This window comes from Chitinophaga rupis, from assembly GCF_900109685.1.
Classification (GTDB): Bacteria; Bacteroidota; Bacteroidia; order Chitinophagales; family Chitinophagaceae; genus Chitinophaga; species Chitinophaga rupis.
On record NZ_FOBB01000008.1, the window covers coordinates 327,648 to 344,838 of the forward strand.

Annotated in this window: 17 protein-coding genes and 1 pseudogene; 8 read left to right on the top strand and 10 right to left on the bottom strand. The window is 41.3% G+C overall.

What is annotated here, in order from left to right; translation table 11 throughout:
- Nucleotides 1-4: 4 nt before the first annotated feature.
- The 3 genes from BMZ54_RS25875 to BMZ54_RS25885 form a co-directional block, all read right to left on the bottom strand.
- On the bottom strand, nucleotides 5-1,273 hold the full coding sequence (locus tag BMZ54_RS25875) for an amidohydrolase family protein (protein ID WP_089918952.1): 1,269 nt from the start codon (nucleotides 1,271-1,273) through the stop codon (nucleotides 5-7).
- A 225-nt stretch (nucleotides 1,274-1,498) separates the two neighbouring features.
- On the bottom strand, nucleotides 1,499-1,819 hold the full coding sequence (locus BMZ54_RS25880) for a putative quinol monooxygenase (protein WP_089918953.1): 321 nt from the start codon (nucleotides 1,817-1,819) through the stop codon (nucleotides 1,499-1,501).
- Nucleotides 1,820-1,832: 13 nt separating this feature from the next.
- Nucleotides 1,833-2,351 carry a dihydrofolate reductase family protein gene (locus BMZ54_RS25885; protein ID WP_089918956.1) on the bottom strand — a complete coding sequence of 173 codons (519 nt, stop codon included), beginning with the start codon at nucleotides 2,349-2,351 and terminating at the stop codon, nucleotides 1,833-1,835.
- Between the two features lie 137 nt (nucleotides 2,352-2,488).
- On the opposite strand from BMZ54_RS25885, the gene BMZ54_RS25890 reads away from it, so the two are divergent.
- A complete protein-coding gene (locus BMZ54_RS25890; protein ID WP_089918959.1) occupies nucleotides 2,489-2,908 on the top strand; it encodes a winged helix-turn-helix transcriptional regulator in 420 nt (139 codons plus the stop codon).
- Nucleotides 2,909-3,006: 98 nt separating this feature from the next.
- Here the strand turns inward: BMZ54_RS25890 and BMZ54_RS25895 are convergent, their stop codons facing one another.
- Together BMZ54_RS25895 and BMZ54_RS25900 are read right to left on the bottom strand one after the other, a co-directional pair.
- A complete protein-coding gene (locus tag BMZ54_RS25895) occupies nucleotides 3,007-3,684 on the bottom strand; it encodes a GDSL-type esterase/lipase family protein (protein WP_089918961.1) in 678 nt (225 codons plus the stop codon).
- 79 nt (nucleotides 3,685-3,763) lie between these two features.
- Nucleotides 3,764-4,927 carry an FAD-dependent oxidoreductase gene (locus tag BMZ54_RS25900; RefSeq protein ID WP_089918963.1) on the bottom strand — a complete coding sequence of 388 codons (1,164 nt, stop codon included), beginning with the start codon at nucleotides 4,925-4,927 and terminating at the stop codon, nucleotides 3,764-3,766.
- Nucleotides 4,928-5,004: 77 nt separating this feature from the next.
- On the opposite strand from BMZ54_RS25900, the gene BMZ54_RS25905 reads away from it, so the two are divergent.
- Entirely contained in the window at nucleotides 5,005-5,964 is a 960-nt protein-coding gene (locus BMZ54_RS25905) for a helix-turn-helix transcriptional regulator (protein WP_089918965.1), read from the top strand.
- 55 nt (nucleotides 5,965-6,019) lie between these two features.
- Here the strand turns inward: BMZ54_RS25905 and BMZ54_RS25910 are convergent, their stop codons facing one another.
- The 3 genes and pseudogenes from BMZ54_RS25910 to BMZ54_RS25920 all read right to left on the bottom strand — a co-directional run bounded on the left by BMZ54_RS25910 (nucleotide 6,020) and on the right by BMZ54_RS25920 (nucleotide 9,142).
- Nucleotides 6,020-6,904 (bottom strand): helix-turn-helix domain-containing protein, encoded by an 885-nt coding sequence (locus BMZ54_RS25910; protein WP_089918967.1) that lies wholly within the window; start codon nucleotides 6,902-6,904, stop codon nucleotides 6,020-6,022.
- A gap of 16 nt (nucleotides 6,905-6,920) precedes the next feature.
- Nucleotides 6,921-8,338, bottom strand: a pseudogene (locus tag BMZ54_RS25915) (coniferyl aldehyde dehydrogenase).
- Nucleotides 8,339-8,374: 36 nt separating this feature from the next.
- On the bottom strand, nucleotides 8,375-9,142 hold the full coding sequence (locus tag BMZ54_RS25920) for an SDR family oxidoreductase (protein ID WP_089918969.1): 768 nt from the start codon (nucleotides 9,140-9,142) through the stop codon (nucleotides 8,375-8,377).
- A 1,285-nt stretch (nucleotides 9,143-10,427) separates the two neighbouring features.
- Between BMZ54_RS25920 and BMZ54_RS25925 the strand changes: the two genes are divergently transcribed.
- From BMZ54_RS25925 to BMZ54_RS25945, 5 genes are read left to right on the top strand one after another with little or no spacing between them, the layout of a single operon-like run.
- On the top strand, nucleotides 10,428-11,558 hold the full coding sequence (locus BMZ54_RS25925; RefSeq protein ID WP_089918970.1) for a DEAD/DEAH box helicase: 1,131 nt from the start codon (nucleotides 10,428-10,430) through the stop codon (nucleotides 11,556-11,558).
- 35 nt (nucleotides 11,559-11,593) lie between these two features.
- A complete protein-coding gene (locus tag BMZ54_RS25930; RefSeq protein ID WP_089918972.1) occupies nucleotides 11,594-12,037 on the top strand; it encodes a cold shock domain-containing protein in 444 nt (147 codons plus the stop codon).
- A gap of 46 nt (nucleotides 12,038-12,083) precedes the next feature.
- Entirely contained in the window at nucleotides 12,084-12,320 is a 237-nt protein-coding gene (locus BMZ54_RS25935; protein WP_089918974.1) for an RNA recognition motif domain-containing protein, read from the top strand.
- A 29-nt stretch (nucleotides 12,321-12,349) separates the two neighbouring features.
- Entirely contained in the window at nucleotides 12,350-12,622 is a 273-nt protein-coding gene (locus tag BMZ54_RS25940; protein ID WP_089918976.1) for an RNA recognition motif domain-containing protein, read from the top strand.
- Between the two features lie 10 nt (nucleotides 12,623-12,632).
- On the top strand, nucleotides 12,633-12,824 hold the full coding sequence (locus tag BMZ54_RS25945; RefSeq protein ID WP_089918978.1) for a cold-shock protein: 192 nt from the start codon (nucleotides 12,633-12,635) through the stop codon (nucleotides 12,822-12,824).
- Between the two features lie 527 nt (nucleotides 12,825-13,351).
- On the opposite strand, the gene BMZ54_RS25950 is transcribed toward BMZ54_RS25945, so the two are convergent.
- Nucleotides 13,352-14,656, bottom strand: a complete 1,305-nt coding sequence (locus BMZ54_RS25950) for a sensor histidine kinase (protein ID WP_162277672.1) — start codon at nucleotides 14,654-14,656, stop codon at nucleotides 13,352-13,354.
- Nucleotides 14,653-15,327: a response regulator transcription factor gene (locus BMZ54_RS25955; RefSeq protein WP_089918982.1), complete on the bottom strand. Its 675-nt coding sequence runs from the start codon at nucleotides 15,325-15,327 to the stop codon at nucleotides 14,653-14,655. The genes BMZ54_RS25950 and BMZ54_RS25955 overlap by 4 nt, the downstream gene beginning before the upstream one ends.
- A gap of 1,296 nt (nucleotides 15,328-16,623) precedes the next feature.
- Here BMZ54_RS25955 and nusG point away from each other — a divergent pair.
- Nucleotides 16,624-17,151, top strand: a complete 528-nt coding sequence (gene nusG / locus BMZ54_RS25960; protein WP_089918983.1) for a transcription termination/antitermination protein NusG — start codon at nucleotides 16,624-16,626, stop codon at nucleotides 17,149-17,151.
- Nucleotides 17,152-17,191: the final 40 nt, after the last annotated feature.

The window sequence follows — 17,191 nt, forward strand, 5'->3', positions numbered from 1 at the left end:
CTGCTCATTTGCCATAAATCCTTCCGCCTTTCACCACCAGGAAAACCTTTTTGATGTTTTCTATATTTTCAATGGGATTGGCATCAACAATCAATAGATCGGCATCCATATTTACTTTTACCAGGCCCTTACGTGCACCAAGATCCAAAGCGCAGGCACTGTTGCGGGTTGCGGCAATAATGGCGTCTATGGTAGTGAATCCTGCATCCTTTATCAATAGCTGCATTTCCGACTGTACAAATTCCTTCTGGTCAACATCGGTACCGGCGCAAATCATTACACCGGCTTTATAGGCACGGGCTGTGAGCCGGCGGCCTGTTTCATAGTCCCAGCGAACCGTTGAATCAGTATCGGCCCAGTCCTTATAAGTAAAAATGGTGGCATCGAGTATCGTATGGTATTGCTTCATTAAGGCAAACAAACTGTCCAGGTCAGGAGTGGCATTGTCCCAAAAGGAAGATGGGTGTGTACCTTTTTTCCATTCTGCCGGTATCTGTGGTATCTTTTGGCGAAGCAGGAGTGGGGCGTGCGACAGGGAGAGAATACCGGATTTTACGAGGTCAGAAGGTTTGGCATCCTGTAACCAGGCATGTGCCCAAACAGGCATTTGCTGCCGCCTGGCCTCTGTGATGATTTCCTCAGCCTGCCTGGCGGAAAGATTTGCGTATAGTTTTATGCCACTGGCGCCGCTGCCTTTTGCCTGTGCAACGGCTATCTTAAGATCGGTGCTGTCTGTAATTGCCTGCATATACGGCATGTGCCCGTTGCTGCCTCCCTGTGTGGAGGTGGCGGTGCGCGGGTCACTGAAAAACACGGCGCCCGCCATTAAGGCTGAATAATAGATATTGGGGCTGACGATGATACCCAGGTTAGCGTCCCTTGACAAACCTGCCAGCACACGGCCATCACCTGCCATATCCCTGACCGTGGTGACACCACTGTAAAGCATTCGCTGCAGGACATCGAGGGTGTGTTCCCGCCCGTCAACACCGCTCGGATCCGTTGCCAGGTGGACATGACTGTCAATAAGGCCCGGCAACACATATTTACCTGCAAGATTGATGACCATGACTGTATCCGGCAGGCCCTTGCTTCCTGTTGGAATGATTTCGGCAATCCTTCCTTTATTAATAATGATTGTCTGGTGTTCCAATGGCGTCCGATGGTTGGCATCAATGATCGTTGCGTTTGTCAGCGCCATCGCTTGCGGTAAGTATTGCGCCTGGCTATCTTTAAAAATCAATAACAGCAGGGGAAACAAATATCTGGTCATAAAAAGAACAAATTGGGATAGGATAAATATACTGTTAATATGCTAATTAGCAAATAATCTAAATCCGCCATTACCTGATCCAATCTACTCAATAAACGGTAATTTACCGCTGCATGAATATCGGGGACCACCAGCCGGTCTGCGCCAATTCAGCTCCTTGTAAATAGTTTTGAAAATCAGTCATGCTTTTACAGGGAGGTTACTTCGAATATCAGCTTGTGATTTTTAAGTCGTGGACAGCACTTCATTCCAAAAAGTGAATGCTGCTTTACCATCGAGAAATGATTCCGCTACCTTCATGAATGCGATCATGTGTGGCTCTTGCATATGTGGGCCTAGAAATATATCTTTTGAGTTCCATTTTTCAATGATCAACAGTTGCTGTGGATCATCAGGATTATCGTATACCTGAATACCCTGGCAGGCGCTCTCTCTTTCAATTACTGTTTTAATTACTGTGTCAAGCTCAAATTTTGCAGTTTCCATTTTGCCGGGCTTTATCCTGCTTGTAATTAAAACCGTTACTGGTTTTGAATCGTTACTCATGTCGGCTCAGTTTTTAATTGTTTTCTACCTGGTAATGAAGTTGAACTGTACCCTCGTTTAATTTAGATACTTGCAACAGGTTAAGCTTTAACTCACGGGTTACATTTTTTAATAATGGCAATCCACTATCAAACAATACAGGCTCAATGATAAAATAGATTTCATCGACCAAACCGGCATTTATAAACTGACTAATGGTTGTTGCTCCACCGATAATTACAGCCTCCGTATGCCCTTCGCTTTCCAGCATTTGTTTGATTTTAACCGGGCTTTCTTTAGTGAATTTTACGGTTGGATTATCCGGCTTTGCACTTTCATTTGTAGTTAAAACAACGGTTGTTCCTTCGTTTTTAAGTGGTAAGTGATCGGGTGCAATAATATTATAGGTGGTTTTACCCATAATTACTGCTTTAAATTTCTGGCTCATAGTGTACATACCCTGACCGTATTCAGGAGACAGCCAATCCGGTACATTCCTTGAATTTGAAATAAGTCCGTTGGCAGAAGTTGCGATATAAACGCTAATTTTCATTGTTGTTATTGTTATAGTTTAGTAAATTGACGTTGTAAATTTCGATACCCTTTGTTAAGCTGATAATGGGTAAAATTGATGACATTTTGCACCCGGTGCAATAACTGACAAAATTGTTAGTGATCAAATCTGCAATTATGAGGAAAAAAGAATCTACCGATTATGCTAATGAACAGTCATTATTTACGATTTGCGAGCGTAATTCAGCTATCAGTATGATAAGCGGACGTTGGAAAGGACAGATAGTTTATTACATCTCCCAGGGTAATGATAGATTTCATCTGTTACAACAAAAACTGCCCAATATTTCTGAGACGGTCTTAGCAAGACAGCTAAAAGAATTGGAGACCCACGCAATTTTGGTAAAAAGGGAAATCCCAAACACTGTTCCGACGGGTATAAAATATATATTAACCAACAAAGGAGTTGACCTGGTACCCATTTTAGACAGTTTATGTAGCTGGGGCAAATTGTACGCCGATGGGAAAAAAATCGTAGTTCCTGCTGAAAACAGAGTGGGTGCCAACGCTAAAGCCGTGGCTAAACCTGTCTCTTAAATAGTTGTGATATTTGCGTGCCAGCGGAGGGCCTGTAACTTTTCATAGATAATAAACACTCACGTAAAGTATCATTGTGCCTGAGCTATACTTTGATTTTATATCAAATATTTTTTCATATTCCCAAGCACAATTTCATATCCGGCGGGAAGCAAATGGGCCCCATCAAATGTGAGCTCTTTTCTCAGATTCCCGTCAGCACCGGCCAGGCCGGTATTAACGTCAATGAATTTGTAACCGTTCCGTTCTGCCACTTGTTCAACTTTGGTATTTGCTGCTTCCAGTAGCTCATTCGAGCGGTGCGCATAAAACTGGTCATGTTCTTGCTTCCCTTCACCGCCGAAACTGTCCACCGTATTAATCGGAAAATACTTCATCACATAGACAGCGGCGTCTGGTAGTCTCGCTTTGACCTGATTTAAGATCTTATCATAGTTTGCAAGGAAAATATCTTCCGGGACATTAAACCCGATATCGTTTGAACCGATATTGATGAAAATTTTGCCTGGTGCCAGGTCAAAGATCAGCGTGTCTATATGATTAAGCAGGTCTGCAGTTGTCGTCGCCCGCACTCCCCGGTTATAAATTACTTTATCCAGGTTAAGATCTTGTTGCCGCTGATCAATTGGGAAGATTTCCATCGATGACGAACCAACAAAAAGGATCTGACCTTTTTGGGCTATTTGGTTTTCCACAGCATATCTGGCTAAAATATCATTTTGAAATTTAATGATATCCGGATGCAGATTCGTGGGTTCAGCTGCTTTGTCTGACATACTATTTTTTCCTGTTGAATCGGTTTATCTCAGTTAGTGGCCGTTTCTTTTTAGTTCGTTTGCTCCCAACGACTCATTTTTACGCTGTTATCCCTTTGAAAAACTCAACTATCCTGTCCTGCGCATCTTCGGCGTGCATCCATTCTATCATCTCAAATGATGTCGCTGCCTCTTGTGCGGCACGTTCACGCATGATTGTTTCATAAGCTGCAATGGCAGTTTGTGTGTCTTTAAAATGCTCATTAGTGAGACATTCACTTAATTCAAGCGCATCAAGCATAGCCAAATTTACCCCTTCACCGGAAGGCGCCATGATGTGAGCCGCATCTCCAAGTAAAGTTAGGTTGGATTTCGCCTCCCAGGTTTGGTCTAAAGGAATGGAATATTGAGGTCGTATCAATATCGGCAGATCAGCATTATCGAAAAGCTCAAACCATACGCCGCCCCATTCCGCAAACGCTGTTTTGAACCATTGCCTCACTTGTGTGCTGTCTGAAAAATTGATTCTGCTGTCGTTTGCCCAGGCTTCATCAATTTTAATGCTGATGTAGAAGTCTATGCTTCCATCTCCTTTCGCCGAAATGTGTAGATATTTTCCTGCGTTATGTACATATATTTTACCGCCTTGCAACAATTCATGTACACGGGGCGCCTTCATTTTTGCGTTCTCAACATTTCCTTGCAGAATGGTAATGCCTGTATAGAACGGCTGGATTGGCGTGACAAACGGACGAACTTTAGAGTTGCCTCCATCGGCCCCAATAACGACGTCTGCCAAAACTGTTGCGCCGTTCCTGAACTCAATTGCCCATTGGGCACCGGCTGGTGTCATACGCACGAATTGACTGTTCCACACCACTGTATCCGGCAAAAGGGAATTCAATAAAAGGCTACGCAAATCGCTTCTGTCGATTTCTGGTCTGGCATTAGGGCTGTCAAAATCAATTTCAGTCGTTCCTTTTTCGTGTTCATCAAAAAGGATGTTGCCCATCTTATCCACCACACGGCCTTTTTCTGCACCTGGCCGGTATGCCCTTTTAAATTCATTGAGTAAATCTGCAGCTTTAATGGCTTTTAAGCCCGAATTTTCATGCAGGTCGAGTGTTGCGCCTTGACTCCGCACATCTCTGTTCAAATCTCTTTCATAGACCTTTACGTCAATTCCTTTTTGTAGAAGTAATCGTGCTAATGTCAGCCCGCCAGGGCCACCTCCAATAATGGCGATTTTTTTTGGGTCGATCATGTTATTCGTTTTCCAGTACAAAACTAATGTTACATTTATGGATAAAATAGTCACATTTGGTATTAAAATAGTCTGAAATGAAAATCTCGGTTATTGACAAAGGATCGGGTATAGCAGCGCAATTTGCTCAGGCAATTGGTGCACAGACGAGCGGGCGATTTATAAACATTCCCAAAAGTAAAGGCAGCGGTTATATCACGGGCTTTTCGTGGGGAAGTGATCTGCGGATGATGATCCGGAATTACTATCTGCATGAGGCTGTTTTTGTAGAGCGGACGAACGAATTGGCTGAGGGGCAGGAAGACGTTGTGGTGTTATTGAGCGGGATATTTCCACCGTTGGTAAATGGCCAGGAGCAGCTGTTACCTGAAAGAGCCAGAATCATGATTTGCAGGCATTTGGTGTCTAGCATTATGGAAATGCCATCGAATACCAGTTTTGGAAGCGTTACAATTGCTATTTCACGCAAGTATCTTCTTCAGTTGTTTGGGCATATAAATCATCCGGTCGTGGCAAATGTTTTAGAAGCGAAGGAAAATTTTGTTGTTGAAATGGAGGTATCGTCCGATATTATTGTAACAGCCAACCAAATGCTGAAGCAACCCGTGCCTGAAAGTTTAGAAAGTTATTATTACAAACTGAAGTGCGAGGAACTGCTTTGCTACACCTTCGCCCTGCTTTTAAAACGGGAAGAAATGCCAGCCATTGGCGTCCACATCGATGACATTAAAGCAATCTATGCCATCAAAGCACATTTGCAAGCGCACCTTAATGAACCACCCCATATTGCCGGCTTGGCAAAACAAGCAAAAATGAGTGAACCGAAATTGCGCAAGTTATTTAAGCGAATTTTTGGGAGAGGAGTTTTTGAATTCTATCAGTTTTTACGGATGGAAATGGCCGCCAGGCTATTGAAGGACAAAAAACTTACCGTATCGGAAGTAGGTTACCAGTTAGGCTTTACGAACCTGAGCCATTTTTCAAGGGTTTTTGCAAAGTATCACGGAATAAAACCGAAACAATACAGCCAATCATAAATTTCGCAATCCCTAATTAGGGGTTACTTAAAATTAACCCAACCGTCAGATTAAATCACAACTTCTTCATATAAGATGTTGGTAGCATTCCTGTTTCTTTTTTAAAGAGCCGGGAGAAGTAAGACATATTTTCAAATCCCAAATCGAACGCTATTTCGGAAACAGTTTTATCTTTTTTTCTCAGCCTGTTTTTAGCTTCATTGATAAGAGCGATGTGAATAAGTTCTATAGCAGTTTTGCCCGTTTCTTGTTTCAGTAAATCAGTGAGATACCGGGCAGAAATATTTAAGATCTTTGCCAAACTCCCAACTGAGGGCAAACCATTTTCATTAAGTGAACCATCTTTAATATACTGCTGTAAGATTTTGTTGAACGCTGTTACGGTTTTCCCGGACAATTGTTTTCGGTTGATGAATTGTCTTTTATAAAACCGTTCCGCATATTTGAGTATGGAATGGATGCCTGCAAGGATAATCTCTTTGCTGAATTCATCTTCAGTATTATTATATTCCTGTTCTATCGTATGGAAAATATTCCAGATTATTTTTTCTTCTTTTGGCGCCAGGTGAAGGGCTTCATTTGTTTCATAATCAAAAAAAGAATACCGTTGAATGTCTTCATGCAATGAATGTCCAGTCAGGAAATCTTCATGAATAAGTAAAATGTACCCATCCTCTTCAAATTCCAGGTTCCGCATTTCCATCACCTGGCGGGGCTTTATAAATATCATAGAGCCGGTTTCATGATCAAATTTGGTTCTGCCATATAATACGTAACCGGCTTTTACTTTTTTTAATCCAATCATGTAAAAGTCACTGGTATATGCTTCATTATTTATTTTAATCTGCCGATTGATGCGCAACAGACCCAACATGGGATGTTCCGGCAATGGAAGATTGTTGGCAATCGCCATTTCACTGATTGATTTAAAATGTTTCATTTTACTACCCTTAAAGTTAACGAAGAAAAACGTTAATAAGTCTATCCGTATTTTTAGTGAAGGGAGCATGCAGAAGATCCATTCCATTCCAGTTCCCCTGTTCGTATATTCCTTTGGCATGACTGAGTGTCCGGAAACCTTCTATGCCATGATATGCACCCATTCCACTTTCGCCTACACCACCAAAAGAAAGATCATCTTGTGCGATGTGAGCAAATGTTCCATTAATCGTTACATTGCCAGAGGTAGTTCGGCTCAAAACTTTTCTTTTATCTTCATCATCATGCGTGAAAAAATAAAGTGCTAATGGTCTTGGCTTGGCATTCACATAATTAATTGCATCGTCAATGGATTGATAAGACAATATTGGTAATATGGGTCCGAAAATTTCTTCTTTTGCAATACGCATTTCGTCTGTTACACCCAACACGATAGTCGGAGCCATTGTATGAGGACGTTTTGATGCATCATCAGGGCGAACTCCGGCTTCTATTATCTTTGCTCCTTTACTTTGAGCATCCTTAAGCAGTTCCTCTAAGATTGCAAATTGCTGGTCGTTCACAATTGAAGTATAGTCGTCTCCGGTTGGTCCCTCAGGATAAGCCAATTTTACATGGTGATCATAAGCCTGGATAAAAGCATCTACTTCACTTTCATGGACCAATGCATAATCAGGTGCAATACATGTTTGCCCGGCACTTAGCAGTTTTCCATATACAATACGGGATGCTGCTTTATCGAATGAATAATTTCTGGAAATAATGACAGGCGATTTACCTCCCAGTTCCAGGGTAACGGGCACGAGGTTTTCGCTTGCCGCTTTCATTACAGATCGTCCTACGGATGTACTGCCGGTAAAAATAAGGTGATCAAAAGGTAATTTGCTGAATGCCGCCCCATCACCGTTTACAAGGGTTACCTGCTCTTTTGGAAAAAGGTCACTGAACATCGCAGCAATTACCGCATTAGTGGCAGGTGTAAACTTTGACGGTTTAAGCATTACCCGGTTGCCGGCAGCAATGGCAGTAACAACGGGCATTAATGATAAATTGATTGGGTAATTCCAGGGTCTATGATGCCAACTACACCAAGCGGTTGGTATTCGACTCTTGCAGTTCCAAAACGCATGTGCAATGCAACTTTTCGCTTACTCGGAGCCATGAATTTCTTAAGATTACTGCTCAGGTATTTGATGCCTTCTATAACGCCTATAATTTCTACGATTGCAGTTTCGTGCCGGGAGCGATGACCAAAATCACTATTTATTGCTTCTTCAATTTCTTTTCTCCTGGCAATCATTGCTGATTTGAATTTTTTCAAATCGGCTCGTCTTTGTTCAAGTGTGGGCGGGCCGTCCTGCAAAAAGGCATTTCGCTGATTGGTGAGAATAGTATGGAGCTCGTCCGATGCTGGTGCTAAAATATTTGTTGTCATAATCTTTCAATATTATAATGTGAAAAGAAAATGTGTTTATGATTGAAGCTGGCTGGCATTTTCCGCCGGATTCACTAATCTGTATGCTATTTTAGGGAACAGGCGATTGGCCAGGTAAACCAATTTGGTGATGCCGACACGTATAGTAAACCGGTTGTTTTTGATGCCGGCAATCAATGCGTTTACTAATTTTTCCGGAGAGATTCCTTTTGTCTCAACATGTTCTGTCATACTTGTTGCCACCACGGGTGGTACCAGCTCAAACACTTTGACCTTGCTGCCAAGTATTTTTAAATGATCTCTCAGTGACACTGTATAAAAGCGCATGGCCGCTTTGCTGGCAGAATAGGTTGGACCAAGATTTAATGGTACATAACTTAAGAGGGAGGAGGTATTGATAATGGCGCCTTCTTTCCTTGATTTCAGCATCTCGATGAACAGGTTGTTCAGGCGGATTACACCCAGATAGTTGATGTCCATTTCATACTTAGCCAATTCAAAATGTTTATCATTGGCTATTCCCAGGTTCTGCGGGCCGCTCATAACGCCAGCATTATTGTAAAGGATATCAATTCCTCCAAGATCCTTAATCTTACTAAAAAGTAACTGGGCATCATCTGCATTGGCTACATCACTTTTTATAGCAGTTAATGCAGGATATAATTTTCTGGCTTCGTCCAGTTTCTGCTGGTTTCTGCCGGTGATGATCACTTTTGCACCATTGCTTAAAAATTGCTTTGCTGCTTCCAGGCCGATACCTGCTGTACCGCCTGTTATCAATATTGTTTTTCCTTTTAGTTCCATGATTTTGTTGTTTGAATGTTTAATTGCATTTTGACAAGACAAAGGTAGCCTGGCATAATGCCCGGGTTATAACCCAAAAGGAGGGAAGTCTAACACAAAAAGACGTGGAATACGGCTCGTGATGAAATGATAAGGCCGGATTTATTAGTAAGGATGAAAGAATTGAGGGTTTGAAGTTCTTTTCCCAAAATGGATTCGAACTCCTCTAACTCATTCACATTGATTACAACGTGACCTTAAGCGCATATGGATAAAAAATTATTCAACTAGAAGCCATTCAAAATCAAAAATTTGAAAGGTTTCATTTTTCTTAATCAGGAATGACTGGACACTTATCAAACCTTTTGGAAAAATGCAGGCTTCCCGGAAATAGAGTAAATGACGGGATTTGATCAGTTTTACTCTCTTTTGTACATTCTGTCGGGGTGACTGGACACTTATCGAACTTTTTGGTAGAAGATTTGGCTAAAATTTACAGCTTTTATACAAATATTGACGTTTAGAGTAGATTTAATAATCAGCACAATAATTTAAAAAAGGGTGGCATTGCCACTCTTTTTTAAATTATTGCATTATATGCTGTTTAAAGGCGTCAATTTCTCGACAATAAATTCAACTTAGCATTGCTTTAATCCTAAATCACGAATTTATAGTATTTTAGTTTACTTTAAATTGTTACTTATATTAATTAAATATGGCAGAATTTTCAATTAGAAATATACTCGATACTGCAAAAATGTGAAACAAGACAAGAAAAATCAATTTTTTTTAGCGCATATTTTTCCTATTCGCCTATTGCTTTTTTATTGCTTATACCCTGCGTTCATTTGGTTCGAACAATCTTGTGCAAATAAAAAAGGGTTTCAAACTATGTCGTCTAACATGTTTTATTTTTTTTTTCGCCTAAAATTTTGTTACCTTTGCCGCTTATGGCATAAGCCTTGCCTCTGATTTGCATTGTTCATCTTTTCTTCTCAGTCTTCGCTTTTCCGGTTGCCATTTGTTCCGACGAATAATTACGGATAATCTTTTGAAAGTTTTCTTTCAATAAGGTTGTGCCGATTGCTTCCTTAATAGGAAATGAGCGCTGCCATTCTTTAATTCTTTAAGTTTCCCGGACACAAACGAGCATAATGCGCAGTTATGGTGCCGTAATCATATTTGCTCATCATAATCATATACCAAACAAGCATCTACTATATAGTTGCCTACTAATACCGTGTGCTTTTAGTACATATTCAATCACACCGCTGCTAAAAATGTAAATGCGGATCAATAAGTAATAATGACATTTAACGATTTAGATATTATAGTACCTATCCTGCAAGCTCTTAATGGCAAGGGATATAAAACCCCTACAGCAATACAACAACAGGCAATTCCTGAAATACTTTTACGTAAGGATGTATTGGGTATCGCCCAGACAGGAACAGGCAAAACTGCAGCCTTCGCTGTGCCTATCCTGCAACTGCTTGGCGGTAGTCAAAAAGTAGATAACAAAATAAGATCACTGATCCTTACCCCAACGAGGGAGTTAGCAGTGCAAATCGCAGAAAATTTCAAGTCTTATGGTGAAAAACTGAGATTAAGGCATACGACTGTTTTTGGAGGAGTACCGCAAGCCCGCCAGGTCGCTGCATTAAAAGCAGGGGTAGATATACTGATTGCCACTCCAGGTCGCCTGGCAGACCTGATGCAACAGGGTTATATTGACCTGTCCAGAATTGAAATATTTGTGTTGGATGAAGCAGACAGGATGCTGGATATGGGCTTTGTGCAAGAAGTAAAAAAAATTGTTTCCGTATTGCCTGTTCAGCGGCAAACTTTATTTTTCTCAGCTACGATGCCGGCTAACATTGCAGCGCTGGCAAAAACTATTTTAAAACGACCCGTTACGATCCAAACAGCGCCGGTATCTTCAACGGCGGAGCGGGTGTCCCAATCAGTTTACCATGTTAATAAAAACAGCAAAGTCAACCTGCTGTTGCATTTGCTGAAAGGTGCAGGAACAGAAAGGTCGCTCATCTTTACACGTACTAAACATGGTGCGGACAAACTGGTAAAGCAACTGGCGGGAACCGGTGTACACGCTGCCGCAATTCATGGTAACAAATCGCAAAATGCGAGGCAGAAAGCATTGAATGATTTCCGCCAGGAGCGCGTTAAAGTACTTATAGCAACAGATATAGCGGCAAGAGGCATTGATATAGATCATTTGCCACGGGTAGTAAATTACGATCTGCCGGAAGCTGCAGAAACATACGTACACCGCATTGGCCGTACCGGGAGAGGAGCAGAAGCTACCGGTAAAGCAATATCATTTTGCGATCATGAAGAGGCAGGTTACCTGAAAAGCATTCAGAAGCTGATAGGGTTTCTCGTACCTGTATTGAAAGTACCTGCTCACCTGCAATAATAAAGTTTACTCATTTCTAAAGAATATCACAATACATGGCCGAAACATTTTTAAAAAAGGAACTGGAAAAGAAAAAAGCAAAAGAACGGAAGGAGAAAGTCGAGAAGATGCAGCAGCGCAAGCTCAACAACAATAAAGGCAAAAGCCTGGATGAAATGATGGTGTACCTGGATGAAAACGGGAACCTGACTTCCAGGCCGCCGGATATGCGTAACCGTATAGAAATAGACCCTGCAAATATTATACTCGGGGCCGCACCGCAAGGCAGGGAACATGACATACAACGCACCGGTTTCGTACTGTCATTTGATGAAGCCAAAGGATATGGTTTTATCAGCGACAGCCAGAGTAAAGAGAGCATTTTTGTACATAGCAACAATACTTCACAGTTATTAAAAAAAGGGAACAAGGTCAGTTACGAACTGCAAAAAGGTCCTAAAGGCTTTAATGCAGTAAATGTACAAGTACTCAGAAAGTAGATAAACATAGACGGTTTTCTTCAAGATTGCTATAAAAACATTTATCATGAAAATCTATATCGGTAATCTGCACCTGAAGGCATCAGAAACAAAACTGACCAGGCTTTTTGAAACATTTGGCAATGTTCGCTCAGCAGATATAATAATGGATAAACAAAACGGCCAGTCAAGAGGTTTTGGATTTGTGCAGATGGATTCGCAGGATGCGGGCATAAAAGCGATACATGCGCTTAACCGACTAAAATATATGAATCAGTACCTGGAAGTAAGTGAAGCCATGTAAAGCCAGGTATACAAAAGTTTAAAGTGATCATGAAGATATTTATAGGCAATTTGGGAAACGAAATTGCGTCGCCGGATCTTTTCCAACTGTTTTCAAAGTTTGGTAAAGTAATGTGGGCAGATGTTGCCAAAGACAGAAATAATAATCCGCGTGGCTTTGGATATGTATATATGCATACAGCCACAGCAGGAGACAATGCCATTGCTACACTAAATAAAAAACAATTTATGCAGCAGTATCTGTCGGTAAGCGAGGCACTATGTAACGAAAAGACTACAGGAAAAACATTTTTTTATCAATAAATCAACAACAATGCAAGAAGGCACAGTAAAATTCTTCAACGCTACTAAAGGTTTTGGCTTTATTACGCCTGCTGATGGAAGCAAAGACATCTTTGTTCATATAACGGGCCTGAGTGATGAGGTCGGAGAGAACGACAGGGTATCTTATGAAGTACAAAACGGCCAAAAAGGATTAAATGCGGTGAACGTTCGCGTTCTTTAAAACCATTATAATTTATTTTTCAGCTCTGCGCATGCGCAGAGCTTTTTTATTGATAGAATACCAGCCGTATATACTCGGCATTATTTTGGCTACCGGATTCGAACCCTGTCAAACCCTTTACTGTAGCGAATTACAGCATTTGCAGTCAAAATTAACATAACCGGATTCGAACTAAAAACCCGCGCTCAGCGCGGGTTTCATTTTTAAAACTGTAAAAGTCGGGATGACTGGATTCGAACTAGCGACCCTCCAAATGAGCACGGCTTTCTGGGATAGCAGCATTTCTCTTTTGCTTTTGGTTACCTGGGTTTGAGGAATAGCAATATGATCAAGCATGGTTGATGTGGTAATTCAGGTCAAACAATAACGTAATACTAAGAAGGGCGTGGCAGATTATAATATTGAAACAGTTGGTTAAGCTGCTGTGTGATTGTAAATATATACATTTCACTTAAATAATGAAATTGCTATTAGGTTAATAATTTTTTTTCACTGTTAATGATGGCGGGTGGGCTCCTTCACTACACTTAAGTATGTTTAAGCGCGGGTGGGTTAAAGTCGATGCAGAAACTGTGACTGTTGTTCTCAAATTTGTACGTTACAATCCATCCATATTGATCGCTGATCTTTTGAATAATGGCTAGTCCCAGACCGGTGCCGGGCACGTTGGGCGAGGTGCTGCTAAACCGTTTAAATAGCCTGGTTTCCCGGAGGCGGACTGTTCCTGAATTAGTGATCTGCAGCTGATGAGGAGAAAGCTCAATATAAACAGTGGCGCCATTTTTACTATGCTTTATTACATTCATCAATAAATTGGTTGTCATTATCTCCACCAGGGTAATGTTACCTGCGATCAGCACCTCCGGGGCAATTTTCTGTTTAATGCGGAAGTGCTTATCAGTGGCAAGGTCCCGGAAAAGCAGTATTTGATCCTGCAGCAAGGATGAGAGGTTAACGGTTTCATTGCCGCTGAACTGCCGGTTATCTATTTTGGCCAGCAGCAGTAAATTCTTATTAATGAGCGCTACCTTGCTGAGTGCGCGGTGCGTGTCGTCAATGATCTTTGACTGTTCGGGCGTTAGCGGATGGCTTTGCAGCAGCATATCTAACCTCGATTTTACGATGGCCAGTGGTGTTTGCAGCTCATGGGAAGCATTTTCAGTAAATTCCTTTTGCTGCTGGTAAGTGTCTATATTAGCTGCTATCAGCTTTTCCAGGTTAACATTCAGGGTGTAAAATTCAGCAATATTGGTGGCTTCAAAAAAGACTGGCTGTTGCTGATGCAGATCGAACTTCCGGATCTTCTCCAGGCTGTTGTAAAATGGCTGCCAGAGGCGGCGGGAGATCCTGCGGTTAATTAGAATAAAGCCGCCCAGCATAATGAAGAAAAATAAAAAGGTAACCACCGCTATTCCCAGCACCGTTTCATAACTTTCTTCGATATTGTTTTCTACCGTTATACTGTAATATTTGCGGTTTACCGGGAAGTAGGTGACTAATACCTGGAAACGGTCCAGCCCTTTAGCTGGAATATACTTGTTCCGGCGGTAAATAGTATATGTTGAGTCCGGACGGTATTGATCTGCCGGTGTAATTTTCGTTTCAGGCCGCAGTTGGTTCCACAACGATATTTTTTCGTGAAGGTCCTGGTCGGAGAGCGTAAGCTTTTGAAGGTTTTGCTTAACCGTTTCTCCCACAATACGGTTATGTTCTTTGAGCTCGTGCTGCCAGATGAGATCTACAAGCAGATAGTAGGCAGGGATACTGCATAGCAATACCAGCGCGGCGTAACGGATAAATTTTCTCAGAGTAAGGTCAAGCAGCTTGTTCATATTTCCCATTTATACCCTGATCCGTAAATAGTTTTGAGATAATTGCGGCAACCGGCGTCATTGAGTTTCTTTTTAAGGTTTTTAATGTGCGCATATATATAATCGTAATTGTCGAGCATGCCAGCAATGTCCCCTGACAGATGTTCTGCAAGCGCATTTTTGGAAATTACGCAGTTGCGGTTACTGATAAAGTAGAGGAGAAGGTCGAACTCTTTTTTAGTAAGGCTGAGCTCTACATTGTTGATGGTGGCTGTTTTGGCCAGCAGATTGATTTGCAGCTCATTTTCGTCAATGATGTTACTATTGCCAAAATTCCGCCTGCGGACAACGGAATATATTCTTGCTGCAAGCTCAGGCAAATGAAAGGGCTTGGATAAATAGTCGTCTGCCCCTATTTGCAGGCCACTGATCTTATCCTCAAATGCGCCGCGGGCAGAGATAATAATGACGCCATCCATTTTTTTTAGTCTTTTCATTTCCTCCAGGATCTGCATGCCATCACCACCGGGCAGCATCAGGTCCAGGAGTATACAATCATAGTTATGCTTAAGTACTTTGTGCACGGCCTGGCGATAGGTGAGGGCATATTCACAGGTATAATTTTCTGTCTGAAGATATTCAGATATACTTTGTACTAATTGAATTTCGTCTTCAATGATTAGTATTTTCATACAGAGGTTTATAAGATGGAACTGTAAGTATTTTATGCTCAGTTTGTGACGGTGGTTGACATAGTAGTGTTTGGGAAAGTTAAGCGAAAATACGTATTTACATTATGCGGGTCTTTAATTTTATGTCTTTTATTTTTTGATGCCGGTGTTCTGAATTTATCTCTTCAGAAAAAATTCAGAATTGGCTACCGCACAGTATCTGGCTGGAAAGTTGGCATAGGATCCGCTCATAGAAAACTCAATTTTTTATTTGTTCTTTTTCAGAAAAAAAATACTATTATTGTTTGTATATTCCATGATTATATTTATTTTCAAATAAACCTATTGAGTAATCTATAAACCCGATTTGTTACTATTATAAATTTTAAGGAAGCTATACGATAGGGAAACATATGTGACTAACAATTCCTCTGATTTTAATTGTAGACGATTGCGCTGATTTGCCTTCCAGGTGATTCAATTAGCAATCACATCAATTTTTTAACGGGAATTTGAGAAAACACAATGTTTTTAATTCTATCCGTCTATTATTTGAAGTGGCAGATTTTTTATTGTTAACGGTTGTTAACGCTGAATTGCACTAAAGTCCCTTATCCTTACAGCCATGATCGCCTATTTGCATCGAACACAATGTGACCGATTGTAGCGGCAGCTTTGTCCCAAACTGTTGCTCTGCCGGAATTGATGTTTAAACATATTTTTTTGAATGAACTGGCCAACAATACTTTATCAGAGAGTAACTATTATGCGCATGTATCGCGTATAAATGGCTATGCCGGCCCTCATTTTAACTATTAACCATTACACCAGCGCACCATGACTGATTACTGCTATTAAAGAGAGTCACCGTTTAGGATTGCCCCTTACAGACACAAAAGAAGACTACGGGTTTTATCGCTTTTACTACTATCGGGGTATCAGTCCAATCAATTATCAACAGGCTTTTGCAGTCACGCCTTGTGCATGACTGTAGCGGTAGCTTTTTTGATCTTTTTGTTAAACTTTTGTCCGGCATGATCATTTAACCATAAGGTCCTGCATTGACAAGCAAATGCAAATAGTCAGCGGTGGCTAATTGTAGCGATAGCTATTTAATTAGGGCACCGGAATGCCTGTTTTGATTACCGGGCGAAGTAACGACTGCTTATGATCTGCCCGGTATACTCCAATAGCCCTTGATGGAAATTATATGCAATCATCATTTTGTGACAGATTGTAGCGGCAGCTTTTTAATTAGCAGGATCCATTGATCTGGTTTGTATACACATCTTTATTCATTATTTGAAACCTAAAACTATGAGCAAGTTCCCAAAAGGCTGGTATATAATCTATACACGAGTCAACCAGGAGAAGAAGCTGGCAGCTCAGCTGAATGAGCGTAATATTGATTGTTACCTGCCTACCATCAAAGTGCTTAGCCAATGGAGAGACCGGAAAAAACTAATGGAGAAACCCCTTTTTCCGTCCTATATTTTTGTTTATCTGCAGGACATCCGTTCTTATTATTCCGGTCTTGAGCTGGACAGCGCGCTTTATTATTTAAGATCCGGTAAAGAGGTGACACAGGTGAGTGAAGAGATTGTACGCAACATCCGTTTAAGCGTGGAAAGCGGGAATGAGCTTGAAGTGCTGAGCGGCCATTTTAAACGCGGTGAAACCATTTGTGTTTGTGAGGGCCCGCTGGCCGGTATCTCCGGGGAAATTGTACAATATCACGGCCGGGATAATATTATTATACGCGTAAACCTTTTAAACCGTAACCTGCTGGTGACCGTTACATCGGGATCGGCAATACTTAAGTCTTCCCAATCTGTACAGGGATAATTGTAACAAACGTTATTTGTCATGGGGAATAAACATTTGG

Coding starts and splice junctions, on each gene's coding strand:
- BMZ54_RS25875 (WP_089918952.1), bottom strand. CDS start 1,273: ATGACCAGATATTTGTTTCCCCTGCTGTTATTGATTTTTAAAGATAGC.
- BMZ54_RS25880 (WP_089918953.1), bottom strand. CDS start 1,819: ATGAGTAACGATTCAAAACCAGTAACGGTTTTAATTACAAGCAGGATA.
- BMZ54_RS25885 (WP_089918956.1), bottom strand. CDS start 2,351: ATGAAAATTAGCGTTTATATCGCAACTTCTGCCAACGGACTTATTTCA.
- BMZ54_RS25890 (WP_089918959.1), top strand. CDS start 2,489: ATGAGGAAAAAAGAATCTACCGATTATGCTAATGAACAGTCATTATTT.
- BMZ54_RS25895 (WP_089918961.1), bottom strand. CDS start 3,684: ATGTCAGACAAAGCAGCTGAACCCACGAATCTGCATCCGGATATCATT.
- BMZ54_RS25900 (WP_089918963.1), bottom strand. CDS start 4,927: ATGATCGACCCAAAAAAAATCGCCATTATTGGAGGTGGCCCTGGCGGG.
- BMZ54_RS25905 (WP_089918965.1), top strand. CDS start 5,005: ATGAAAATCTCGGTTATTGACAAAGGATCGGGTATAGCAGCGCAATTT.
- BMZ54_RS25910 (WP_089918967.1), bottom strand. CDS start 6,904: ATGAAACATTTTAAATCAATCAGTGAAATGGCGATTGCCAACAATCTT.
- BMZ54_RS25920 (WP_089918969.1), bottom strand. CDS start 9,142: ATGGAACTAAAAGGAAAAACAATATTGATAACAGGCGGTACAGCAGGT.
- BMZ54_RS25925 (WP_089918970.1), top strand. CDS start 10,428: ATGACATTTAACGATTTAGATATTATAGTACCTATCCTGCAAGCTCTT.
- BMZ54_RS25930 (WP_089918972.1), top strand. CDS start 11,594: ATGGCCGAAACATTTTTAAAAAAGGAACTGGAAAAGAAAAAAGCAAAA.
- BMZ54_RS25935 (WP_089918974.1), top strand. CDS start 12,084: ATGAAAATCTATATCGGTAATCTGCACCTGAAGGCATCAGAAACAAAA.
- BMZ54_RS25940 (WP_089918976.1), top strand. CDS start 12,350: ATGAAGATATTTATAGGCAATTTGGGAAACGAAATTGCGTCGCCGGAT.
- BMZ54_RS25945 (WP_089918978.1), top strand. CDS start 12,633: ATGCAAGAAGGCACAGTAAAATTCTTCAACGCTACTAAAGGTTTTGGC.
- BMZ54_RS25950 (WP_162277672.1), bottom strand. CDS start 14,656: ATGAACAAGCTGCTTGACCTTACTCTGAGAAAATTTATCCGTTACGCC.
- BMZ54_RS25955 (WP_089918982.1), bottom strand. CDS start 15,327: ATGAAAATACTAATCATTGAAGACGAAATTCAATTAGTACAAAGTATA.
- nusG (WP_089918983.1), top strand. CDS start 16,624: ATGAGCAAGTTCCCAAAAGGCTGGTATATAATCTATACACGAGTCAAC.